This is a genomic window from Bacteroides sp. (assembly GCF_029057325.1).
In the GTDB taxonomy this organism is placed as follows: Bacteria; Bacteroidota; Bacteroidia; order Bacteroidales; family Bacteroidaceae; genus Bacteroides.
Genome location: NZ_JAICZW010000015.1, coordinates 1 through 25,367, shown reverse-complemented (window position 1 = coordinate 25,367; position 25,367 = coordinate 1). Strand labels below are relative to the sequence as shown.

17 protein-coding genes are annotated in these 25,367 nt (G+C 49.9%); 5 read left to right on the top strand and 12 right to left on the bottom strand.

Annotated elements, in window-relative coordinates; all coding sequences use genetic code 11:
- Positions 1 to 7: 7 nt before the first annotated feature.
- Together K2G43_RS01010 and K2G43_RS01005 are read right to left on the bottom strand one after the other, a co-directional pair.
- A complete protein-coding gene (locus K2G43_RS01010) occupies positions 8 to 3,355 on the bottom strand; it encodes a TonB-dependent receptor (protein WP_300152730.1) in 3,348 nt (1,115 codons plus the stop codon).
- Between the two features lie 244 nt (positions 3,356 to 3,599).
- Positions 3,600 to 4,598: a FecR domain-containing protein gene (locus tag K2G43_RS01005; RefSeq protein WP_297645196.1), complete on the bottom strand. Its 999-nt coding sequence runs from the start codon at positions 4,596 to 4,598 to the stop codon at positions 3,600 to 3,602.
- Positions 4,599 to 4,740: 142 nt separating this feature from the next.
- Between K2G43_RS01005 and K2G43_RS01000 the strand changes: the two genes are divergently transcribed.
- Positions 4,741 to 5,349: an RNA polymerase sigma-70 factor gene (locus K2G43_RS01000; RefSeq protein WP_297645199.1), complete on the top strand. Its 609-nt coding sequence runs from the start codon at positions 4,741 to 4,743 to the stop codon at positions 5,347 to 5,349.
- Between the two features lie 56 nt (positions 5,350 to 5,405).
- Here the strand turns inward: K2G43_RS01000 and K2G43_RS00995 are convergent, their stop codons facing one another.
- A complete protein-coding gene (locus K2G43_RS00995; RefSeq protein WP_300152729.1) occupies positions 5,406 to 6,113 on the bottom strand; it encodes a SprT family zinc-dependent metalloprotease in 708 nt (235 codons plus the stop codon).
- Positions 6,114 to 6,378: 265 nt separating this feature from the next.
- Between K2G43_RS00995 and K2G43_RS00990 the strand changes: the two genes are divergently transcribed.
- The 3 genes from K2G43_RS00990 (at position 6,379) to K2G43_RS00980 (ending at position 13,365) form a co-directional block, all read left to right on the top strand.
- Entirely contained in the window at positions 6,379 to 7,239 is an 861-nt protein-coding gene (locus tag K2G43_RS00990) for a head GIN domain-containing protein (RefSeq protein WP_300152728.1), read from the top strand.
- A gap of 897 nt (positions 7,240 to 8,136) precedes the next feature.
- Positions 8,137 to 11,319, top strand: coding sequence for a TonB-dependent receptor (locus K2G43_RS00985; protein WP_300152727.1), 3,183 nt, complete (start codon positions 8,137 to 8,139; stop codon positions 11,317 to 11,319).
- Between the two features lie 12 nt (positions 11,320 to 11,331).
- On the top strand, positions 11,332 to 13,365 hold the full coding sequence (locus tag K2G43_RS00980) for a RagB/SusD family nutrient uptake outer membrane protein (protein WP_300152726.1): 2,034 nt from the start codon (positions 11,332 to 11,334) through the stop codon (positions 13,363 to 13,365).
- A gap of 449 nt (positions 13,366 to 13,814) precedes the next feature.
- On the opposite strand, the gene K2G43_RS00975 is transcribed toward K2G43_RS00980, so the two are convergent.
- The 8 genes from K2G43_RS00975 to K2G43_RS00940 form a co-directional block, all read right to left on the bottom strand.
- Positions 13,815 to 14,297, bottom strand: coding sequence for a hypothetical protein (locus K2G43_RS00975; protein WP_297643042.1), 483 nt, complete (start codon positions 14,295 to 14,297; stop codon positions 13,815 to 13,817).
- Positions 14,287 to 14,796: a sigma-70 family RNA polymerase sigma factor gene (locus K2G43_RS00970; RefSeq protein ID WP_297643043.1), complete on the bottom strand. Its 510-nt coding sequence runs from the start codon at positions 14,794 to 14,796 to the stop codon at positions 14,287 to 14,289. Before K2G43_RS00970 ends, K2G43_RS00975 begins: the two co-directional genes overlap by 11 nt.
- Before the next feature lie 89 nt (positions 14,797 to 14,885).
- A complete protein-coding gene (gene argB, locus K2G43_RS00965) occupies positions 14,886 to 15,662 on the bottom strand; it encodes an acetylglutamate kinase (protein ID WP_297643052.1) in 777 nt (258 codons plus the stop codon).
- Between the two features lie 77 nt (positions 15,663 to 15,739).
- Positions 15,740 to 17,632, bottom strand: coding sequence for a biosynthetic arginine decarboxylase (gene speA, locus K2G43_RS00960; RefSeq protein ID WP_297643044.1), 1,893 nt, complete (start codon positions 17,630 to 17,632; stop codon positions 15,740 to 15,742).
- Positions 17,633 to 18,176: 544 nt separating this feature from the next.
- Positions 18,177 to 18,704 (bottom strand): shikimate kinase, encoded by a 528-nt coding sequence (locus tag K2G43_RS00955; RefSeq protein WP_300152725.1) that lies wholly within the window; start codon positions 18,702 to 18,704, stop codon positions 18,177 to 18,179.
- A 144-nt stretch (positions 18,705 to 18,848) separates the two neighbouring features.
- Positions 18,849 to 19,451, bottom strand: a complete 603-nt coding sequence (locus K2G43_RS00950; RefSeq protein ID WP_300152724.1) for a nitroreductase family protein — start codon at positions 19,449 to 19,451, stop codon at positions 18,849 to 18,851.
- Between the two features lie 92 nt (positions 19,452 to 19,543).
- A complete protein-coding gene (locus K2G43_RS00945) occupies positions 19,544 to 21,121 on the bottom strand; it encodes an N-6 DNA methylase (protein WP_300152723.1) in 1,578 nt (525 codons plus the stop codon).
- Positions 21,121 to 22,221: an AccI family restriction endonuclease gene (locus K2G43_RS00940; RefSeq protein ID WP_300152722.1), complete on the bottom strand. Its 1,101-nt coding sequence runs from the start codon at positions 22,219 to 22,221 to the stop codon at positions 21,121 to 21,123. The genes K2G43_RS00945 and K2G43_RS00940 overlap by 1 nt, the downstream gene beginning before the upstream one ends.
- A gap of 119 nt (positions 22,222 to 22,340) precedes the next feature.
- Here K2G43_RS00940 and K2G43_RS00935 point away from each other — a divergent pair, with 119 nt between their 5' ends.
- Positions 22,341 to 22,976 (top strand): ribonuclease H family protein, encoded by a 636-nt coding sequence (locus tag K2G43_RS00935; protein ID WP_297643053.1) that lies wholly within the window; start codon positions 22,341 to 22,343, stop codon positions 22,974 to 22,976.
- A 13-nt stretch (positions 22,977 to 22,989) separates the two neighbouring features.
- Here the strand turns inward: K2G43_RS00935 and K2G43_RS00930 are convergent, their stop codons facing one another.
- Positions 22,990 to 24,828, bottom strand: a complete 1,839-nt coding sequence (locus K2G43_RS00930) for an ABC transporter ATP-binding protein (protein WP_300152721.1) — start codon at positions 24,826 to 24,828, stop codon at positions 22,990 to 22,992.
- Between the last annotated feature and the right edge of the window lie 539 nt (positions 24,829 to 25,367).

The window sequence follows — 25,367 nt, the reverse complement described above, 5'->3', positions numbered from 1 at the left end:
AATTTAATTAGAAACCGAATTTAAGACCCAACATGAAGTCACGGCTCAGAGGAATGGCCGCATAGTCCATACCCATCTGCCCGACAGAAGAACCGGTAGAGGGGTCGTAACCCTTATACTTGGTGATGGTGAACAGACGGGTACCGCCTACATAGACGCGCAAGTTGCCCAAACCAATCTTCTTGCAATACTTGGCCGGCAGGTTGTAACCCAGTTGCAGGTTGTTCAGGCGCAGGTAGTCGCCGTTCTCCACAAAACGGGTAGAGGTACGGGCATTGCCGTTGGGGTCACCGGATACGGCACGCGGAATGTCTGTGTTGGGATTCTCGGGTGTCCATGCCTTCAAGGCATTCTTACCGTAGTTGAACACGTGGTCCATACGTTCCAACTGATACTTGGTGTAGTTGTAACGCTTGGCACCAAAGTCGCCGTAGAAGTTGGCTACCAGGTCGAAATCCTTGTAAGCCAGGTTGACGTTGAAACCCAGTGACACCTTCGGTGTACCGCTGCCCACCTTCACACGGTCGTTCGTATCGAGCATGCCATCGCCGTTCTGGTCCACGAAACGGATGTCACCCGGCTTGGCTACCGGTTGCAACGGACGCCAGTCACCATTCTGGTCCTTATAGCCGTGTTCGGAGTTCCACTCGTCCACCTCCTGCTGGTTCTGGAAGATGCCGGCAGTCTGATATACCCAGAACTCACCTATTTCACCGCCTACGTAAGTGCGCAGGGCGCCATATTCGTAGAGATAGTCGGGATTGGCCATGGACTTCAGCACACTCTTGTAGTGAGACAGGTTCAGGTCTAAGTCGTACTTCAGGCCGCCTGCCTTGCCATGATAGATGGCTTGCATCTCGAAACCGGTAGTGCGCAGCTTGCCGTCGTTCACCAGGATGGAGGGATTATATCCGGTAGCCAGACTGATGTTGCGGCTGGAAAGCATGTCGCTGGTGTTCTTAATATAGGCTTCGGCAGAGAATTCCAACTTGTTGTTCCACAGGCTGACATCTACACCGATGTTCTTGTACACCGTCGTTTCCCACTTGATGCCGCTCGAGGGGAAGGAAGTGATGGCATATCCCATAGAGGTGTCGCGTCCGCCGAAGGGGTAGTTCAGGGTGTTGGTATTGTAGCTCAGCGTCGGGATGTAGCGATAAAGACCGATATTCTGGTTACCCAGCGCACCGTAGCTCAAGCGGAACTTAAACATGGAAACCGTTTCTTTCAGGTCTTCCCAGAAAGGCTCGTTGGCAATGTTCCAACCCAGTGATACGGAAGGGAAGAATCCCCACTTGTTGCCCTTGGCGAAACGTGAAGAGCCATCGTAGCGGAAGGAGGCCATCAACATGTAGCGCATCTGGTAGTTGTAGTTCACACGGCCGAAAAGCGAACGCAAGGCGCTGCGAGTCTTGGTACCGCCTACGGAATAGTTGCTCTTGGCATGTCCCATCAGGCTCATGCTGTTGTTCTCGAAGTCGGCACCATAGGCGCTGAGGTCTTCGTACTTGTTCTCTTCCTGAGAAAGACCCAGCAAGAGGGAGAGGTTGTGCTTCTCGGCAAAGGTCTTGTCATAATTGGCAGTCAGTTCCAACAGGTCGTTGGTGGTCTGCGTGCGCGATTCGGACAGGGTGGCCATTGTGTTGCGCTTGGCCGAACCTATCTCATAGGTAGGTCTGAAAAGACGAGATTTGCCGAAGTACATGTTACGGCTGGCACTGAACTTCACGATAAGGTCCTTCACCGGCTCGTATTGCAGGTAACCGGAAGCGGCGATATAGTCGTTGCTGGCCGTGTTGTCTATCAGTTTGTTGAAAGCCACCTGGTTACCGGCATCGGACATACCCATGCCCGAGATGGCACCACCGTAACCGCCGTCGTTGTTCTCGTCGTAGAGGAAAGCCAGCGGCTCCATGTTGGTCACCTGATAGATGGATGAGAAACCGGAGTTGGACTCCAATTCAGCCGCCCAGCGGCTGTAGCTTACCGATTCGCCCATCTTGAACTTGCCGCGCTTAACGTCGGAATTCAAGCGGAAACCGAACTTCTCATCTCCCGTGGCGATAGTCACACCGTCCGTATTGCTATAAAAAGCAGAGAGAGAAACGTTGGAGTTGGCGCTACCGGCCGTATAACCGATGTTATATTTCTGCGTGAAACCGCGTTGGTAATACTCCTTCTGCCAGTCGGTATCGGCAAACTGGCTCGGGTCGCGCTCATACTCGCTGATGTATTTGGGCCAGCGGCTTTCCGGTGTACCGGCATTCGTCAGCGCCATCTTGCGCACTTGGATGAACTCGGCAGAGTTGCAGACATCCAGACGCTTGGGCATGGAACTCAATCCCCAGTAGCCGGAGAAGGTAATCTTCGGAGCAGTATTCATCGTGCCGCGGTGGGTTTCAATCAGAATGACACCGGCAGCCGAACGGGCACCGTAGATGGCCGCCGTGGCAGCATCCTTCAATACGGAGATAGACTTGATGTCTTCGGGGTTCAGGTAGGACATGTTGCCCGGCACACCGTCGATGATTACCAGCGGACCGTTGCTCTCGCTGTTTTCGCCATCATCGTCCTTCCAGGAGGTAACACCACGCACCTGCAAGGTGGCGGAAGAACCGGCAGCACCACTGCCGAAATTCACGGACAGACCCGGAGCCATACCCTGCAACGCCATCTCGGCATTGGCAGTAGGAATTTTGGAAAGCTTGTCGCCCGACACCGAAGTTACCGAACCGGATACGTCCGACTTCTTCTGCGTACCGTAACCGATAACTACGACCTCGTCCAGCGTTTCGGTATCTTCCTTCAGCGTGATGGTCAGTTGTTTGGCATCAGCCACCGTAACAGTTTTGTCCACAAACCCGATATAGGAGATTTTGAGCACATCGCCCTTGCCGGCTTGGATGGAGAAATTGCCGTCGATGTCAGAGATGGTACCGTTGGTGGTACCTACCACAATGATGTTGGCACCGATGATGGGGTCGCCGGCTGCATCCAGCACCTTTCCTTTGACATTCCCGACTTGCTGCACGGCAGCGGAAGAATCGGCTGCCGGACGGGTGGAGAGAATGATGCTCTTGTCCAGTACCTTATAAGAGACTCCAGTGCCTTCGAACACTTTGTCCAGCACGGTGAAAATGTCTTTCGACTCTACACGGACCGAAATATTACGCGTCACGTCCACCTCATTGTTGTTGTAAAAGAACGTGAACTCACTCTGTTGTTCTACCTCACGCAATACGTCGCGAATCATCTTGTTGTTCGACGAGATGCTCAGCATTGTCTTCTGTGCATAACTGTTGTCGGCCGAAACAAAGCCAACCACGCAAAACAGCATAAAAAGTGCAATCCTCATAGCAAGAGAAATTTTATTAACACCGCTCACCAGGGTATTTTTCACCCCAAATGATTGGATACAATTGTGTTTTTCCATAACTTTGTAATGAATTGAATTACGATTAATAAAAGCATTGTTTGTTTATCTGTCGCCTAAACAGATAGAAAATGTTTGTTTTTTGCATACAGGGAGATACGCCTAATATTTTCCTGTATGTTTTTTTAGTTTCATGTCTTTGTCATACTATTGTTTTTTTATAAGGTTAATAAACTTCTATTATTTGTTTCTCTCGATGTATATTCTTGTCTTCTATATACCTGAACCGGAAACCGGAAGCCAGGCTGAAATGCTCTAAAATCCTATCCAGCCGCTGATTGACAAAGACTCCTGTGAACGAGTTCTTCTTCAGCGATTCCTTACGGAGGATGAACTCTACCCCATAGCGTTTGCCCAAGCTGCCCAGCACTTGTTCAAAGGATGTGTTGTCAAAATACAAGCGTCCGTCCTTCCAGGAAGTTTCCACATCCACATTGGCCTGAGTCAGCTTGATAGATTCCTGCCCGATATCATACGCCAGTTTCTGCCCCGGAGCCAAAGCGACTTCCTTCGTCTCCCCACTATTGGGAAATGAAAAGCTAACCTTCCCTTCGACCAAAGTAGTCAACACCTTCTGAGAATCCTCATAAGCATCGACATTGAACTTGGTGCCATAAACCATCACCGAAGTTCCATGGGAAGTATGTACCACAAAGCGTCTCTTCGCATCCTTCTTCACCGTGAAGAACGCCTCTCCGGATAATTCCACCTCGCGGGTCTCACCGGTAAATGCAGAAGCATAAGTCAGCATAGACGATGAATTCAGCACCACCACCGTGCTGTCGGGCAGGGTCACCTTTGCCGTCATGCCCGGACTGGTCCGCACTTCCATCCTTTGAGGCACCACTTCCGGTTCATGGGCCAGATATGTGTAAATCCACCCGCCAAGCAAGGGGATGCACAGCACTGCGGCAACCCGCTGCATCCACCGGCCTATCGCCACACGCCTGCGCCTGCCACCCTCCATCTTCCGATGGAGCTTCTTCAGCTCCTCTTCCACATCTACCCCGGAAGCCACCTGCAACATCTCTGTAGCAAAATCTATCCGCTGCATACTACGCATCAGTTTGCGGTTGTCTTCCGACTCCTGTACCCACTTTTCCACCGTGGCATCTTCTTCCTTCGATGTCTTCCCTTCGATATAACGCAATAATAGCTCTTCCATTTTCAAATAAAAAAAAACGTTCGCACAAAACAGCTTTCATTTAATAAAGACGGTTAACTCAGGCACTATACTAAACAAAAAAACGTTTTTTTTTGAGAAAGCAGAAAAAAAAGATAATTTTGTACCCAACAAATTCATATACATGGAAAAACAATCCACCACAGATTCTTTTTTGTTATCTGCCATGCAAAGAGGGGACAGGAATGCATTCGACACCCTATTCAGAAAGTACTATATTCCCCTTCGCACTTATGCGGCCCGATTCGTAGGCACGGAGGATGCCCACGAAATCGTACAAGACATCATGCTTCTGTTGTGGGAAAAACGTGACACCCTACACATCAACCACTCTTTCAACCAATATATCTTCAAGGCCGTGTACCATCGTTCCATGGACCAAATAGCCCACAACGAAATAGCACAACACGTCCACACCACCTACGCACAGCGCATCTATGTCCAAAGAACCCAAGCCATGCTTGAAGAAACCGACGCATGCCAACTGAACGAACTGAGCAGACGGTTGCGGGAGGCATTGAACGAGCTGCCCGAATCCTACCGGGAAACTTTCGTCATGCACCGCTTCAAAAACATGAATTATAAAGAAATCGCCGATTTACTGGAAGTCTCCCCAAAAACGGTAGCTTACCGCATACAGCAGGCACTGAAACTGCTTCGAGTAAAGCTGAAAGATTATCTGCCCCTGCTACTGCTCATCAACAACAATCAGCCGTTTTCATTCTTTCAATAGTTTCACTTTCACTCTCCAACGCCCCATTCTTCGGCTTTTCCGGTGAAACTACTTATCTACTCTATCTCCGTCCGATACCCCCTCAGCTCCTCCCGCAACCCCCGTGCCTTGCCGTCCGTCAGCCTATCAAGCAACGTCCAGAAACCCTCACCGTGGTTCATCTCACGGGTATGCGCCAGTTCGTGCAGCAGCACATAGTCAACCAGATGGGAAGGAAGAAGCACCAGATAATAGGAAAGGTTGATGCTGCCTTGTGCGGAGCAACTGCCCCAACGCCCGCTGCTGGAGTTAATTTTCACGCTCTTATAGGGCAGGCCGTGCTTCACCGAAAGCGCATGCAGCCGGGGAGGAAGAACAGCCTTCGCACGACGGCGCAACGCCTCTTCAATCACCTTGCGCAACCACACTTGCAGGTTCCTGTCTGCAAAATCAACATCCGGCGGACAGATAATCTGCATCCGCCCCGACTCCGAACGAGCCAAGAACCGCTCCTGCCGCCCGACGGCCAGCGACAGCTTGAAGAACTCCGCATCAATCCGGTAGTCCAAATCGATCAACTTCCGCACACGCTTCTGCCCGGCGGCACGCAAACGGGGACGAAGCTCTTCAACGGCACGCTTCACCTCGGCAAGGGAAGTGCGGGGAGGAACGGTCACGTGGATGCCATCCCCCTTCACACGGAAAGTGAAGCGGCGGGCACGGGCATTGATTCGGACCATCAAGGTACCAAATTCCTTATCTTCTATCAGGCAGTCGGCTGTCATAAGAGCTGAGCATTTTTCAGTCGGCAAATAAACAAAGAATCGACCGAAAACGCAAACAAGCTGTTCACAAAAGCGGACAGGGTGTCCGATAACGAACACCTCGAAAAATCCCTATCAATTAAGAACCAGCAGCTTACATTTTTGGCACAATATTTGAATAAAACCTTGCAGCTAAATCTTTTTTGAAAAAAGCATTTCCGCATGCAACTTTTTCAAAGTAAATGGCGTCTATTAAATAAATACCGAATTATAAAAACAATAGAAAATGAAAAAATTGACATCACTTATCGCAATCGCCTTATTGGCATTCAGCACCACCGCTTGTTCGCAACAGCATACCTACCGCTCCGGTGGCCTCAACAGCAAGACCATCAAGGCAAGCAAGAACTATGTGACCAAAAAGATGAAAGTGGAAAACTTCACCGGACTGAGCGTGACGGGAAGCCCCGACGTGACCTACACACAAAAATCCGGCAAGCCGGCAGTAGAAGTCTATACTTCGGACAACATCGTCGATTTGCTGGACATCCACGTCAAGGATAACACGCTCTACATCGGATTCAAAAAGAATGTCAGCGTCTCATACGAAAAACTGGAAGTACGTGTCTGCTCCGAAAAGCTGAACGGCATCTCAGTTGCCGGTTCGGGTGATGTGGAACTGAAGAACGGACTGAAAACAGACAACCTCAGAATCTCCGTAGCGGGTTCGGGTGACATCGACGGAAACAACATCTCCTGCACAGACCTTGACATTTCCATCGCCGGTTCGGGCGACATCGAAAGCAGCAATGTCGCCTGCACCAACCTAAAACTCTCTGTAGCAGGCTCCGGCGACATGAAGCTGGATAACGTGACCGCCAACTTCACGAAAGCGTCCGTTGCCGGGTCGGGCACCGTTGTCCTGAAAGGCAACACGCAAGAGGCAGAATACAGCGTAGCCGGATCAGGCGACCTCTTCGCTTCCGACTTCGTGGCAAAACGAGCATCCGCGAGTGTAGCAGGGTCGGGCGACATCAAGTGCCATGCCACCGACTTCCTGAAAGTGCGCACCAGCGGTAGCGGCAGCGTAGGCTACAAAGGAAACCCCGAACTAGACTATCCGAAAAAAGGATTGTATAGACTATAATGTAACTCCTTTTAACTCCTTCAAGAAACACCCGACAGGCCTAAACCAAATTCTCTCTTAAAGTTAAATATATAAAAGAATGGAGGGTTTCCGTGAGGAAACCCTTTGTTCATCTATATGATTCATCCGACATTTATATACCTGCGGTTCTTTCATTCAAAGGTATCAACAATCATAAATAATTACATAATATATTCCTATCCCGAAAAATTGAGTTCCTGCAATTCTTCCGGTTCGCGTCTTGTCAGGCCCTTACCCGCTCCGTAGTTTCTTCGGTGTTTCTTCGGACGTTCTTCGGACATTCTTCGGTCCTAGGGAGTGGAGTTTGTCCGAAGAACGTCCGAAGCCGAATAGGTCCTGATAGGGGTCAGTCAGGGAGCAGATAAGGAGAACCGCAGAAAAAGGAGGAAAAGGTATTTTTCTGCCGGGACGTGCCGACAGCAAAAAGAAGAAGAAAAAATATTTTACACCCAAACAACCGTGATTATGTGCCCTGCCCACAATGCATAAACATAAGCCCATCCGCACGGTCATTTTCCACCATTGCTCTCCCATCTACCAGTCGCTTTCTTAACATAAATTCAATATAAGCGGATACATCATTTGTGTGATTTGCGTGATTTATATCCGAGATTTTACTGTCACACTGCCTCAAAATCTGAGCGTTTAATTATACTTTTTTAAAAAAAGAGAGCAACCTTTCTTAAATAAAGCCTTATTCATTAATAGATTTAATTAGAAAAAATTTCAATCATAACACAGCTTTATTAAAATATTTCCTAACTTTGTGCCAAACTTCAAACATAGTCTAACGCCGCCATGCAAGGTGTATGGAGTATAAGGCCTTACCCTGAGCCATGCATGATGACAAGGACAAACTAAAAAAAAATCACAGCTATGTTAAAACGACTAAAATCAGTCAGTATGGTGCTGTTCCTGATGAGCATTTCTACCGGAGCAGCTTACGCGGTCGCCGATCCGGGCGTTACCGATGTGAAAATCACACAGCAGAGTGGCACATGTACCGGAGTTGTTAAAGACACAACCGGAGAAACAGTCATCGGTGCATCTGTAGTGGTGAAAGGTACTACCAACGGCACTATCACAGGAATTGACGGAGATTTCTCTTTGTCAGGTGTCAACAAAGGAGATGTTATTCAAATCTCTTTCGTGGGTTATGTAACACAAGAGATTGTGTGGGATGGCAAGCCTTTGAATGTCATTCTGAAGGATGACACACAAACCTTGGAAGAAGTTGTCGTAGTGGCATTCGGTACACAGAAGAAAGTGAACCTGACCGGTGCCGTTTCCACAGTGGATTCCAAAGCCATTTCGGCCCGTCCGGTCAACTCCGTGACAGACGCTTTGCAAGGTGCCGTAGCCGGTATGAACTTCTCCGTAGCAAGCAGTGGTGGTACGTTGAACTCCAACAAGAGCATCAACATCCGCGGTACAGGTACCATCGGTGCCGGTTCTTCCGTGACTCCGTTGATTTTGATTGACGGTATGGAAGGCGACATGAACGCGCTGAACCCACAGGACATCGAGAACATCTCCGTATTGAAGGACGCTTCCGCTTCTTCTATCTACGGTTCGCGCGCAGCCGGCGGTGTGGTTTTGATTACCACCAAGAGCGGTAAGGCAGGTAAGACTGTCATCAACTACAACAACAGCTTCCGTTTCAACTCTCCGTTGAACATGCCCGAAATGATGGACTCTTACACATGGGCCCAATACATGAATACGGCAAGTATCAACTCAGGTAACGGTGCTTGGTTCTCCGAATCGAAGTTGGCGCAGATTAAGCAGGCTCAGAGCGACCCCACCATGCAGACCATGTTCAAGAACGGCAACAACCGCTGGGAAGTCTGGGACTCTAACGACATTCTGCCTATCGCCAATACAGACTGGCTGAAAGAGCACTTCGGCAACAGCTTCTCACAGGAACATACGTTGAGCATCAACGGTGGCTCGGAGAAGATGAGATATTACTTCTCTGCCAACTACCTGGACCAGAACGGTATCTTGCGCCACGGCGATGACAACAAGCAACGCTATGCGGTGACAGCCAAAATCAACGCCGACCTGGCAAGCTGGCTGACCATGACCTACAGCAGCCGCTTCACCCGTTCGGACTATCAAGCTCCGGTGGTGATGGTAAACGGTACGGACGAGTTCTACCACAACATGTGCCGTTACTGGCCTATCATTCCGACAACAGACCCGAACGGACATTATGTACCCGAATCATACATCGAGCGTCTGAAAAATGGCGGTAACTACAAGACTCAGAACGACATCCTGTCACAGCAACTGGCGTTCAAGATTACTCCGTTGAAAGGATGGGTTATCAATGCGGAACTGAACTACCGTATCAACAACAATAATGCCCACACCGATTGGCAGACCACTTACGGCTACAATTGCGACAACGAGCCTTTTGTGGACTTCAATGCGACTTCTTCGGTTCGTGAATACAACTACAAGAGCAACTATTTCAATCCCAACATCTTTACGGAATACAGCCATTCAATCGCTGACCACAACTTCAAGGTAATGGCCGGTTTCCAAAGCGAATGGTTCCGCCAACGCACCTTGCAGGGACAACAAGACGGCATCTTGTCCGGTCTGCCTACACTGAACACTACAAGCTCCAACCCGAAAGCGAGCGGCGCCTACAACAGCTGGACAACCGCCGGTTTCTTTGGACGTTTGAACTACGACTACAAAGGCCGTTATCTGTTTGAGGGTAATATCCGCTACGACGGTTCTTCCCGTTTCCTCCGCAACAACCGCTGGAACTGGTTCCCCTCCTTCTCCGCAGGTTGGAACATCTCACAGGAAGCCTTCTGGGAAGACTATACGGACATTGTAAACACCTTGAAACTTCGTGCTTCATGGGGTGAACTGGGTAACCAGAATACGGACAACTGGTATCCCTTCTATCCGACAATCGGCTATACCACCAAAGGCGGCAACTGGTTGATAAACGGTGATAAACCCAATATTGCATCACAACCTTCATTGGTTTCCGCATTGCTGACATGGGAAAAGAACCGTACTTGGGAAGTCGGTTTGGACTGGGGTGCATTAAACAACCGCTTGACCGGTTCGTTCGGCTACTTCCAGCGCAAGACATACGACATGGTAGGTCCCGCACAGGAACTGCCGGATGTATTGGGAGCAAGTGAGCCGAAAATCAACAATTTGGATATGACATCCAAAGGATGGGATTTACAGATTAGCTGGCGCGATGTTATCAGAGATTTCAGCTATGGCGTATCTTTGACCTTGAGTGACAATATAGTGGTTATTGACAAATATCCGAACCCGTCAAAGAGCCTGAGCACTTACTATGACGGTGCCAAACTGGGTGACATCTGGGGTTATACGACAATAGGTATCGCCAACACACAAGAAGAGATGGACAAGCATCTGGCAAGTGCTAACCAAAGCCAATTCGGTAGCAACTGGACGGCAGGTGATATCATGTATGCCGATTTGAATGGAGACGGTGTAGTGAACAACGGACAGAATACCCTTGAAAACCACGGCGACCTTACCGTCATCGGTAACTCCACCCCGCGCTACAACTTCGGTTTGAACCTGGATGCCGCATGGAAAGGATTTGATCTGAAGGTATTCTTCCAAGGTACGTTGAAGCGTGACTATATGGCAGGAAGCGCCACCTTCTGGGGCGCAACCGGTACCGGCAAATGGCAGGCACTGGGCTTCAAGGCTCACGAAGACTATTGGACTCCAGAAAACACGAGCGCATACTATCCGCGTCCCGACTGGAGTGGTGGCAGAAATACCTACACGCAGACCCGTTACTTGCAGAATGCTGCTTATTGCCGTCTGAAGAACTTGACATTGGGTTATACATTGCCTAAATCATTGACACAGAAATTCTATGTAGAGAACCTGCGTCTCTTTGTTTCAGGCGAGAACCTGTTAACGATTACCAACTTCACCGATGTTTCAGACCCTGAATTGATTGGTGCCGGATATAGTAACGACTTAGGTAAAACCTACCCGTTGTCAAAGACCGTATCCCTTGGTTTAAGTGTAACATTCTAAAAAAAAACAATTATGAAACTGAAATATATCAATATGCTGTTGCTGGGCGCGTCGCTCACTGGCCTGACCTCCTGCAACGATTTTTTGGATAAGGAACCGGAAAGTTCCATTACGCCTGCCGCTTATTTCTCAGCCGAAGCCGATTTAGCGGCATATTCCGTCAACTTGTACGGTTTCTTCACTACCATCGCACCCGGAAGCTACGGCATCAGTGTGTTCGGGAATGACAACGCTACTGATAACCAGGCAGCTCAAGGTTACTCCTCACGTTGGGTGCCGGGCGAATGGCAAGTAGGTTCCACTACAAGCGATAGTGAAAGAGGTGCCGCATGGAACTTCTACCAAATCCGCGATTGCAACTACTTCTTCCAGCAGGTATTGCCGAAGTATGAAGCGCAACAGATTTCCGGCTCAGAAACCAATATCCGTCACTACATAGGCGAAATGTATTTCCAACGTGCATACGCCTACTTCAACAAGTTGCAATCCATCGGTGACTGCCCCATCATCACGGAAGTGCTTGCCGATGATCAGGAGACCCTAACAGAGGCTTCCAAACGCCGTCCTCGTCACGAAGTGGCTCGTTTCATCTTGTCAGACTTGGATAAGGCGATTGAATTCCTGAGTACAGAAGCTCCCGGCGGCAAGAACCGAATCAGCAAGAACGTGGCCTACCTGCTCCGTTCACGCGTGGCTCTGTTTGAGGCTACTTGGCTGAAGTACCACAAAGGCACGGCTTTCGTTCCCGGCGGACAGGGATGGCCGGGCAACACCGCCGACTTGAATGGTTTCAACATCGATACCGAAATCAGCTACTTCTTGGAAGAAGCCATGAAGTCGGCTAAGGTGGTAGGCGACCAGTTGGTGGGCAACTTGGTGAACAACACCGATGCGCCAGAAGGCATGGACCGCAACTTCAACAGCCTCAATCCTTATTACACCATGTTCTGTGACGAAAATATGGAAGGCTACAGCGAAGTGCTGATGTGGCGTCAATATGATGAATCAAAGAGCGTGACACACAACATCCAGATGCAGCTGCAGAACAACGGCGGCGGCTCCGGCTGGACACGCGGTTTGGTCAATTCTTTCTTGATGCGTAACGGTCTGCCTATCTATGCGGCAGGTTCGGGTTACGACCCCGAATGGGAAAAAGACGGCATCACCGCCACCTTGCAAAATCGTGACTCCCGTATCCAGATCTTTACGAAGAAAGACGGTGATATCGAGAACTACACTTCCAGCGGTGACATCAACCATGTGGACTTGGAATGGGTAGTGAAAGGTAACAACGAGACTCGTATGGTAACAGGATATGCCATCAAGAAAGGCAAGCACTACAACGACTATATGCAGACGCTGCACCACAAAGGTACTACCGGCAGCATCGTATTCCGCGGTACGGAAGCGCTGCTGAACTACATGGAAGCATGCTATGAGAAGAGCGGCAACATCGACGCTACAGCCGACAGCTATTGGAAAGCATTGCGTACACGTGCCAAAGTGGATGCCGACTATACAAAGACCATCGCCGCTACAGATATGACCAAGGAAGCCGAAGGCGACTTTGGCGCTTACTCTCACGGACAACTGGTTGACGCTACTCTGTACAACATCCGTCGTGAACGTCGTAACGAGTTCATCGGTGAAGGCGCACGTTGGGCCGACTTGAAGCGTTGGAGAGCTTGCGACCAGGTGAATGGTTACCAAATAGAAGGTATGCGTTATTGGGGCAGTGTTTACGAAGGCACTTGGACCGATAATGACGGTAGAGATATGGTAGTTGTCGATGTAGAGGGCGGTACAGGAAACATGTCGAGCGAATCGGTAAGCGGTGTATATATCCATCCTTATCAGATAAGCCACGTAAACAACTCCGTATTCGACGGTTATAAGTTCACTCCTGCACACTACTTGTCTCCGCTGCCGCAGAGCACATTCCGCCAGACAGCCAGTGGCGACCAGGCAGACCTGAACAGCTCTGTAGTTTACCAGAATCCGGGTTGGCCGAAGGTTGCCGGACAAGGTCCTACAAGCGTAAACTAAGCAGGAAACCGGAAATAGAATATAGTCAAACAGAATTGAATTGCGAAAAAAGGAGTTATTCGGGAGTTATCGGCCAATACTCCACTTTGTATAAGTAAAACTATTGCCCTTTAACTCCTAACGGAGCGAAGCGGAGTGATAACTCCCTTTAACTCCCGATAACTCCTAAGAACAGAGATATTCGCAGGATATTTCTGTTTGACTATAATTAGTATCTATAAAAGGAAACCGGATGTACCCATCAAGGTACATCCGGTTTTTTTGATGCTCCAAACCGACCGCACAAAGAAAAGGACACTGCATCACGCGGTGTCCTTTCTATTATAGTTAGTTTTTATAAGATTTTGAGAGAATTGAAACTTCACAGCCTCAAGTCGTTTTAATAAAGCGTTGTACTAACTATTGTTTAAAGCAAATGAAAATGTTATATGAAAAAATTACAAAAATTACTATTCCTTAAGTCCCTTTCCTTGCTCCGCACGATGCAGGCTGTCTATCCGCAGCTTTTCGTGCGCCAGAGGCATGTCATCCGACAGGGCAACCGAAGGCGCGGAAATCTGCTCACCAATGGTATCGGCCGCTGCAACCTCCTTCACATCGGAAAGGAACGAATGCTGCATCACATTGCCCAACGAGAGTACAATGGCCACGGCTGCCGCCGCTTTGAACAGAGGCATCAGGCGTGCGGCCAGCGTCATGCGCTTTGCCTTGACAACAGGAACTTCGACCTCGGCAAGCACCCGCGCATCGAAATCCTCGCCCAAATGCTCCTCCCGGCCAAGTTGCTGATATACGAACAAGTCCTTGTAGCGAAGCAAGTGCGTCGGAACGTCGCCTTCGCTGAAGAAAGCACGCAGGCAGGCTTCCTCTTCCACGGAAGTCTCGCACAGCCAATAGCGTTCCAAAAGTTGTTCTATATATTCAGAGTCCATAATCTTCTATATCAATAAACTGTCGTTTCACTTTCTGCCGCGCCCTGAAGAGGTTCACTTTCACCTGTTCCTCCGTCAGACTCAGGAGCGCCGCAATCTCTTTGTAGCTCTTACCTTCCACATCCCTGAACTGCATAATCAGCCGTTGCTTTTCGGGAAGTCTGCCTATCAACCGGTGCAGCAGCCTCATCCGCTCCTTGCTCACCAGCTTTTCGTAAGGGCTCGACGCATCGGGAGTCTGCTCCATCAAGGGAGTCAGCGCCACGGTCCGGGTCTCTTTCCGTTCGCTGCGGTCTATCGCCAGGTTTCTTGCCACTGTCAGGCAATAGGCCTCGATAGAGCCGAACTGCGTCCATTCGTCACGCTTGTTCCAGACCCGAATCAGCGTATCCTGTACGATGTCCTCCGCCTCCGCCCTGTCGAACGTGATTCGCAAAGCAAGCCGAAAGAGCTTGTCCTTCAGCGGAAGAATATCATTACGAAAGCTGATTTCTTGCATCTCTAATAGATTGACGGTTGAGTATTCGAAAAGTTACAGGGTAAGGGAAGTTTTTTTTTCAGAGAAAGTTGGTAGGAGCACGGCTCTTTCTAACTCATCCGGATGCAGGTTCCTCCTCCTTCGCCAATCGCCGATGCCAACGTGATTACGACTTCGGAAACGCCTGCCTCCAATGCCTCAAAAGAGTTCTCCAACTTCGGAATCATTCCGCCTTGAATCACTCCTTCCTCCACATATTGCTTGAACGCTGCCGGCGTGAGTTGCGGGATGACGCTGTCGTCATCGTTCTCGTCGCGCAGCACACCCTTCTTTTCAAAGCAGAACACCAAGGTGACATCGAAGAAAGCCGCCAAGGCCTTTGCCGTCTCTCCGGCAATGGTGTCGGCATTCGTATTCAGCAGGTGTCCGTCGCCATCATGGGTCAGCGGGGCCATCACAGGCACCACGCCCTTATGAATCAGACCGGCAAGGAAAGTGCCGTCCACCTGCTTCACATCGCCCACAAACCCGTAGTCCACCTCTTTCACCGGGCGCTTCACCGAACGGATCACGTCCATATCGGCACCCGTAAGTCCCAGGGCGTTGACACCGCGTGCCTGCAAGCCCGCCACGATATTCTTATTTACCAGCCCGCCATACACCATCGTCACCACCTTCAGCGTTTCGGCATCGGTGATACGGCGACCGTTTACCATTTTGCTTTCAATACCCAGCCGGGAAGCAAGCTTCGTAGCCGAACGTCCGCCGCCGTGCACCAGTACCTTATAGCCCTCGATGGAAGCAAAGTCGTCCAACAACTTATAAAGGGTGGCCTCTTCTTCTACAATCTTGCCACCCACTTTAATTACAGTCAGTTTTTCCATTATACAAATATAAAGTAATAGGGTGACAGGTGATAAAGTTATATCACCCCTACCACTTTATCGCCCTATCACGATTGTTTTCATTCCAAATAGGTGTAGCCGTATAATCCAGAACGGTAGTTGGACAAGAATTCTTTTCCTTCTTCCACCGTGATGCGGCCTTCCTTGACGGATTGTGTCACCCATGTTTCCAACGTGCGCACCAGTTTTTTGGGATTGTACTGCACATAGTCCAGCACTTCCGCCACCGTCTCGCCGTCTATCAACTGATCGAAGGTGTAGCCTTTGGAGTTGACGGAAACGTGCACGGCATTCGTATCGCCGAACAGGTTGTGCATATCGCCCAGAATCTCCTGATAAGCCCCCACCAGGAAGACAGCGAGGTAGTAGGGCTCCTTGTCGCGCAACGAATGAAGCGGCAACGTGGTGGCATCGGAACGGGAGGTCACGAAGTTGGCAATCTTGCCGTCCGAATCGCACGTCATATCCTGGAGAGTCGCCTCACGGTCGGGACGTTCGTCCAACCGCTGGATAGGCATGATGGGGAACATCTGGTCTATCGCCCAAGAGTCGGGCAGGGACTGGAAGAGCGAAAAGTTGCAGAAGTACTTGTCGGCAAGCAGCTTGCTCAACTTACGGAACTCTTCGGGACAGTGCTTCATATTGCCCGCAATGGAATTGATTTCACGGCAGATGCTCCAATAGAGCTTCTCTATCTGCGCACGTGTGTTCAGGTCAACAATGCCGTGGCTGAACAGGTCGAGCGCCTCCTCACGTATCTGCTGCGCGTCGTGCCAAGGCTCCAGCATGCTGCGCTGGCTCAAGTTGTCCCAGATGTCATACAGCTCCTTCACCAGTTCGTGGGCATTCTCATCAGGCTCCCAGTCATCGTCCATCTCGGGCAGGGAAGCCGTCTCCAACACTTCAAAGACAAGCACGGAGTGGTGGGCGGTCAGGCTACGACCGGTTTCGGTGATGATGTTGGGATGCGGAAAATCGTGCTTGTTGGCGGCATCGACGAAGGTGGAGACCACGTCGTTGACATACTCCTGGATGGAGTAGTTGACGGAGCTTTCGCTGCTGGAGGAGCGTGTGCCGTCGTAGTCCACCCCCATGCCTCCGCCGGTATCTACAAATTCGATGTTGAAGCCCATCTTGTTCAGCTGGACAAAGAACTGGGAGGCCTCGCGCAAGGCGTTCTTGATGCGGCGTATCTTGGTTATCTGACTGCCGATGTGGAAGTGTATCAGCTTCAGGCAGTCCTTCATCTCCTTTCTCTCCAGAAAGTCGAGGGCTTCGAGCAGCTCGCTGGAAGTCAGTCCGAACTTGCTGGCGTCTCCCCCACTCTCTTCCCACTTGCCGCTTCCACTGGAAGCCAACTTGATGCGGATTCCGATGTTGGGTCTCACTTTCAGTTGTTTTGCCATTTTGGCGATGAGATTCAGTTCGTTCAGTTTCTCCACCACCAGAAAGATGCGCTTGCCCATCTTCTGCGCCAGCAAGGCCAGCTCGATGAAGCTCTCGTCCTTATAGCCGTTGCAGACCACCAGCGAATCGGGGTCGGTATTGACGCCTATCACGGCATGCAGCTCGGGTTTGGAGCCTGCTTCAAGTCCCAGGTTGAACTTCTTTCCGTGACAAATCATCTCTTCCACCACGGGACGTATTTGGTTCACCTTAATCGGATAGATGATGAAGTTCTCTCCTTTATATCCATACTCGTCCGCCGCCTGCTTGAAACAACAGGACACCTTTTCGATGCGATTGTCCAATATGTCGGGAAAGCGAACCAATACCGGAGCCGCCACATCGCGTAGTTGCAACTCATCTATCAGTTCTTTCAAATCGACGGTAACTCCATCCTTGCGCGGTGTCACCACAACGTGCCCTTTGTCATTGATGCCAAAGTATGAAGTGCCCCAACCTGTAATGTTGTACAGCTCTTCCGAATCTTCAATACGCCATTTTCTCATCTAATATATATTATGTAAGTTTATGTAAGCATGGAACGTAGGTCATATCATCCAACGAAAGGGCAAAAATAAACATAAATCTTGTATTTTCGGCCTTCTACACCGATAAATGCACATTTCCGACACGGCTTTTGTTTTTAAAGAGTTATTTAAAAGGAGTTAGAGGGAGTTAAAAGCCGATAGTCCAAACGATGTTGTCCACAGAAGCGTAGGCTTGAACGTTTTTAAAGACATCGACGGAATTCAGGTTGCAGGACTGCTGCATAAGCATTTTTAGCACACTGATTATCAGCAATATAAAAGCCGGCTAACAGACACTTGTGTCCAACATGACAGACACTTGTGTTTGAGACGACAGACACAAGTGTCTAAGATGACAGACGCAAGTGTCTGTCAAACCGGGATATATGAAAGAGAATTATAGGCACACCGACCTTCATTTCTTTAAAAGGCAATGGCCCGCCTATACATAAGTTGGAGTATCGGCTTTAACTCCCGACAACTCCTTTTAAACAACTCCCTACAGTTCTTGAAAAACAAGAGATTAAAGTCCTAAAAGCGCCCGAAGCTGCCGCACCGATTCGGCAATCTGCCCGCGGCTTTCAAGGTGTCCGCCATCAAAGCGATAGCGTGCCTGCGAGTAGAAGGGGACACGTTTGTCCAGCGCCTCCACGATAAAGGCACGCAATTCGTCATCGGTCTTGCCTTGCAGAATGGGGCGTTGCTGTTTCGCAACCCGCAACCGCCGGAACAGGATATCGGGGTGCACATCCAGAAATACGGTCTGCCCGTGGACGTTCATATACTCCATGTTGTCGAAGAAGCAGGGTGTGCCACCACCGGTAGAGATGATGACATCTTCAAACTCTCCCACCTCATGCAGCATGTTCCGCTCCAGTTCACGAAAAGAGGCTTCTCCCCGCTCTGCGAACAATTCACGGATGGATTTGTGAAAACGTTCTTCGATGTACCAGTCCAGGTCGATGAACGGCACCTTCATTTCGCGGGCAAAAGCCTTTCCCAAAGTTGTTTTTCCGGCACCCATATAGCCGGTCAAGAATATACGTATCATATTTGCTACGAGTTACGAGTTACGAGCTACGAGTTACGAGTTACGAGCTACGAGTTACAAGTATAGGTTATGAGCTAAGCAACTGCGACCCGCATCCCTCAAAGAGGGGCAAAGGTAAGCAAATTTAAGTTGAAAGTCTTCCCGTCAGCGGAAAATCTTGATGCGCTTGTCCAAATCGTCCGTCTCCTTGGCGCCCGGCTCACCGGTCGGGATTCCGAAAGGCATTTCCGCCACCAGCATCCATGTTTCGGGCAGGTTCCAGGCACGGCGCACCTCCTCGTCAATCAGCGGATTATAGTGTTGCAGGGAGGCACCCAGTCCCAAGTCTTCCAGCATCGTCCAGATGGCGAACTGGTGCATGGCAGAGGCATGCTGCGACCATACGGGGAAGCTCTCTTTGTAGAGCGGAAAGCCCTCCTGCAACTTCCTGACGGCCGCCGTATCTTCAAAATAAAGCACCGTGCCATATCCGCAGGCAAACGAGCCGTCTATCTTGGCCTCCGCAGCGGCATAGGCCCCGGTAGAGACGCGCTTCTTCAAGGTTTCCTTCACGATATCCCACAACTTCTTATGCTCGTCCTCCAGCAGCAGCACAATCCTGGTGGATTGCGAATTGAATGCCGACGGCACGTGTTTCACCGCCTCGCGGATGATGTGTACAATCTCTTCGTCCAGCACCGGCGAGTCGTTTCCGATGTAGTAATGGCTGCGGCGATGGACCATGGCTTCTTCAAATGTTCTTTTCATTGGTTGTTTCCTTTTTTATGGCTATTTCAAAAATAAAACGCTTTCATAAAAGAAACAAGCCAATGAAAGAAGTTGTTCAACAGAAAAGAATTTTAACAGGCAAAATGTTCCAATAACAGATTGTCTATCTTTTCCACAAATTGCCTGTCTTTCTGTTCTGAATAAGAATGGTATAACGATAGCATTTCGGCTCTTGCATTGTGGGGCAGTTTTCCAATATCAAGCAGCTTGCCTTTATTCAAGTCATTCGGTTCGAACTTCTGCAACCCATTGCCGTACTCACGGCAGTTATCTTCGAAAATCAACCGGGCCGTATCAGTCAGAAGATACGCAAACAGCAAATCTACCGTAATGTTCGAGAACAAATTTTCTTGCAGATAGATACAATGAAAAGTGGTCAGATTGCGGATGCCTGCTTCGTTGCGTATAAATCTCAATCCGGAACGGTTGAATACCGACACCCAGATCGGGGCAGGCGGACGCTTTTCCAAAGCATACCATGGATGGCGGCTTGCGGTAAGAAACTTCTTATGAATCTCTTCGGTTTCCCCCTTCTTCAGATAATTCAAGACATGCTTGTCTTCAGCATCCACGGCGTTCAGCAGAAAGACATTCTTTCCCTCCTCTTTCAACCACTCAAAATCACCTTCCGTAAAAAAATGACCTTGTACATCTGCCGCCCGACAAATACAAGGCAACAAGTATTTTTCGGAAATGCCATGATCGCGGGCTTTGGACAGATTGAAGGTAAAATAGCTATTTGCTCCTGTAGCGATTCCACGAACCACCCGTGCATAAGTAGAGAACGGTACCAAGTCGCGGAATCCGTTACCATTCTGAACTTGATAATAGCGTTTCCACTTAACCGCCGAATCTATCTCCGAGAAAGAGTAAGAGCGGGAACAGGCACCGTTTACTACAGACTTTCCCTCTATCAGCTCATAAACCAATGACAATTCGGCAACCGAACGGATATTGGTAAACCGCAACCGTCCGGAGGTTCCATCGTTTGCGCATAATATAATGGAAGCAGTGGTCAACGCATCCTCAAAAACATTTTCTTCAAAATCGAAGACTATGATATGGCGCAGGGTTCCCGATTGTATCAGATACGACTTCACCAACTTGCCATAATCCGAGTTCATGAATTCCGACGGAACCACATAGGCACAACGCCCGCCGGGCTTTAACTGATAAACAGACTTAAGGAGAAATAGAGCATAAAGGTTACAAAAGCCGTTCAACTTGCACTTCAAACGTCTTTCCATTTCAGATAAAACGTTTTTATTGTCATAATCATGGAACTTGAAATAAGGGGGATTACAGATAATGCCGTCGTAACGATGCTCCCAATCGTTATACATATAATCTTCCAAATAAAGGGCCACATTATCGGCTGTGGAGAACGCCTCTTCCGCCTTTCCAAAGATAAGATTATCTATCTCAAAGCCCTTAATCTTCAGACCTTTCTTTTCTGCCAACAATATCCTCGAGAATATCCCCAATCCGAAGGCCGGTTCCAAGACCGATTCCAGTTTCGGATTCCCTAACAGCCATTTTGCCATCAACTCTGCCACAGGACGAGGTGTAAAGAACTGGGCAAACTTCTTACGGTGCTCCAACGGCACTTCTTTGGAATAACTATTTTCTATCGTACTGCCGGCCACCATCAGAAATCCTCATTTGCAATGCCTAATACCTTTTTCAAATTCGCAACGTCCAGATAGGCCATCCCTCCCTTGAAAGTGACATAAAACAACAATCGTCCCCGCTCCATCTCCTTACGCACACTTTCGTGCTGAGGTTCGTCGACCTTAGAAGCGATTTCCACTCCACACTTTGAGCGTATTTTGATGGTGGTCTTATTCTGATTCTTGGTGTCGGACTCTACCGTGAAAATCGTTCCTTCATTATCGGGATCCGACACAATCTTCAGTATTTCTGCAAACGAAATTCCATACACCTTGTCGAAGAAGACCTGAAAATAATAATGAGGGACATTGAAAGTTTCTATCCATTTATAAACCACCTTGATGTCTTCCACCTTTGGAGTAATGGAGAGATAATCACGCTTTTGCACCTCCTTGATTGCCGCCCTCAGTCTTTTGAACAATTCATTCAGTTCACACAACCGTGGTGTAGAACGCCATCCGGGCACTTTCAATCCCGTAATCTGCAAGGTATCGGCATTCAGTCCTTCCAACAATTTGATATAAGCTTCCCGGGAAGGATGAGACAATACGTCTCTGTATGCTGAAAGGATTTCATTCTTGATGTTCAGTGCCAGTTGCGTGTAGCGTTCACTACGCACACGCATAGCTTCTTCATAATGCTCTATCAGAAAGGCGCTCGAACGCACCTCAATGCCCGCAACCGCCTGCTTCACATACTCCGCAATCTCCTTATGGGGAATGTGACTGATGTCATATCCGAATTTTTCCTGAAAATCACTCTTCCTGAAAATCAGCAAATCCGGACGCTTGCCAATGGTATCCAACTCGTTTTGAAATTCATGAAAGAAAGTATCAAATCCTTCTTCGCCGGCTACCAGGTCATCCGACTTGCCGTATTTCACGGCAATGAAACGCTCCGACACCCCGTTGATGGCACGGACTATCACATTTTCCGCCCAATCTCCTTGTTCCTTATTCGTAATGAAGTTAGAGGAAGCCTGAGTGGGAGTACGCGCTACGTCTCTCGGCAAGGAAAAATCCACTAAATTATCCGGCACTCTGCTTGCCAAATCTTTTATTTGTTCAAAATAGGTCATACAATACTTATCTTCCACTTATTTTACGCAGCAAAGTTAACAACTAAATCCAAACTACCGCTTTTTATCTTGTCGTTTTTGCCTTTTTATATCATTATCTTCCTACCTTTGCCCCCATGATGAAGAAACAGAAATACTACGTCGTGTGGGCGGGGGTCAACCCGGGCATCTACACCTCCTGGACCGACTGCCAGTTGCAGACCAAAGGTTACGAAGGAGCCAAATACAAGTCGTTTGAATCGCGCGAGGAGGCAGAGAAAGCGTTCGCCTCTTCCCCCTACGCCTATATCGGCAAGAACACCCCACGAACCGAACGGCCCCATCCGGCCGCCGACGCTCCCCTGCCCGCCGCCGTGCAGGAGAACAGCCTTGCCGTGGATGCCGCTTGTAGCGGAAACCCAGGAGCCATGGAGTATCAGGGCGTGCACGTCGCCAGCCGGCAACAGGTGTTTCATTTCGGACCGGTATATGGCACGAACAACATCGGCGAGTTTCTTGCCATCGTCCACGGACTGGCACTGCTGAAACAGAAGGGACTCGACATGCCCATCTATAGCGACAGCGTGAACGCCATCGGATGGGTAAAGCAGAAGAAGTGCAAGACCAAACTGCCGCGCGACGCCAAGAGCGAACCTCTCTTCCGCCTGATAGAGCGGGCCGAGAAGTGGCTGCGCGAGAATACCTACACCACGCCGATACTGAAGTGGGAAACCAAGCTATGGGGCGAAGTGCCCGCCGACTTCGGAAGGAAGTAAACACGCCTCTTTTCTACCCCAACGACTGCATATCGTTCAGCCGCTTGTAGTAGCCGTTCTTCGCGAGCAGCTCCTCATGCCGTCCGCGCTCCACGATTTCGCCCTCATAGAGCACGCAAATCTCGTCCGCGTTCTTGATGGTGGAGAGGCGATGGGCGATGGCAATGGTGGTGCGTGTCTTCATCAGCCGTTCGAGGGCTTCCTGCACCAACCGTTCGCTTTCGGTGTCGAGGGCGGAAGTAGCCTCGTCCAGTATCAGGACGGGCGGGTTCTTCAAGATGGCGCGGGCGATGCTGATGCGCTGGCGCTGTCCGCCGGAGAGCTTGCCGCCACGGTCGCCGATGTTGGTCTGGTAACCCTGTTCGGTCTCCATGATGAAGTCGTGGGCATTGGCTATCTTCGCCGCCTCCACCACCTGCTCCATCGTGGCGTTCTCCACACCGAAGGCGATGTTGTTGAAGAAAGTGTCGTTAAAAAGAATGGCCTCCTGATTCACGTTCCCGATGAGGGCGCGCAGGTCGTGAATGCGGAAGTTCTTGATGTTCACCCCGTCGATCGCTATCTCGCCCTGCTGCACGTCGTGGTAGCGGGGCAGCAAATCAACCAATGTCGATTTTCCCGACCCCGACTGTCCGACCAGTGCGATGGTCTTTCCCTTAGGCACCGTCAGGCTGACATGCTTCAGCACCTCGCGCTTGCCATCGTAGCTGAAGGTGAGGTCTTTGAACTCAATCTTATCCTTCAGCTCACGCAGGGCGACCGGGTCGGCAGGCTCCTTGATGGGATTTTCTGCCTTCAGAATCTTGTCCACACGCTCCATGGAGGCCAGTCCCTTCGGGATGTTGTAGCCCGCCTTCGCGAAATCTTTCAGCGGATTGATGATGCTGTAGAGAATCACCATGTAGAAGATGAAGGTGGAAGCCTCGATGGAAGACGCCTCGCCCAGAATGAGCAGGCCGCCGAACCACAGCACCAGCACGATGAGCAGCGTGCCGAGGAACTCGCTCATGGGATGGGCCAGCGCCTGACGGATGGCCACCCGGTTGGTGGCATCGCGCAACTCGTTGCTGCACTGTTTGAAGCGGTCCACCATCTTGTCTTCCGCTATGAAAGCCTTGATGATGCGCAGTCCGCCCAGCGTCTCTTCCAACTGTGCCATCGTGTCGCTCCACTTGCTCTGCGCCTCCAGCGACTTACGTTTCAGCTTCCTGCCCACCTTCCCCATCAGCCACGCCATGCCGGGCAATACCAGGATGGTGAACAGGGTGAGCTGCCAACTGGTGATAATCAGTGTCGAGAAATAGAGTATAATCAGAATGGGATTCTTGAGCAGCATATCCAGCGAACTGGTGACGGAGTTCTCTATCTCGGTCACGTCGCCGCTCATGCGGGCGATGATGTCTCCCTTCCGCTCTTCGGAGAAGAAGCCCAGCGGCAGGTGCATCACCTTGGAATAGACCATGATACGGATGTCGCGCACCACGCCCGTACGCAAAGGAATCATCACCGCCGAAGAGCCAAAATAGCAGGAGGTCTTCAGCATCGTCATGAAAGCCAGGAAGAGGCCGATGAACAACAGCGTCATCTGCGGCCCGTAGCCCTCAATCATCTGCGTGACGTAGTAGTAGAAATTGTTCACCGCCACCGTCTTCAGGCTGCCGTCGCCCCACTCCATGAAGTGATAGACCTGTGTATCGGCCCCCGTCTTGAAAAGGATGTTGAGAATGGGAATCAGTAGCGTGAACGAGAAAACGTTGAACACAGCGGAGAGCACATTGAGCACGATGGCCCATCCGATGTACTTCTTATAGGGCGACACGAAGCGCCGCATCAGTTGCAGGAATTCCTTCATGGGTTGCAGTTAATATGGATTATGTGCGCAAAGATAGTGGAAAACGGGAGAATGAGAAAGAGTTTCCTCGTTTTCTGTCACGGACAACCCGCCGTTTCGCGGCAGTGGCGGCATCAGGGTTGCGGTTCCGCAAGCCGGACATCGTAACGCCCCGGCTTGAACGTCCTTCCCACCCACCGGCAGAGAGGCCGGTAGAGGCCGAGATGATAAAACAAATACAAAAAACGTATTATACTGCATCCGACAGAAAAAAATGCAGTATGCAAGCCCATGGCATTTTCATTTATAGCCAAGCAGGATTGAATCATTGTGGCACAAAGGGTACCTGCGAGATTTTTAAAGAGCACCTTAAATGTAAACTATTTTTTCGGCTTCTTCCCGCGACCGACATCTCCCGGTGAAAAAAATGTCCTTCCCACTTTTTCCTATACTCTTCCTATCTGCATCCTATCCCACCCCTACCAGGGCCTATTCGGCTTCGGACGTTCTTCGGACAAACTCCACTCCCTAGGACCGAAGAATGTCCGAAGAACGTCCGA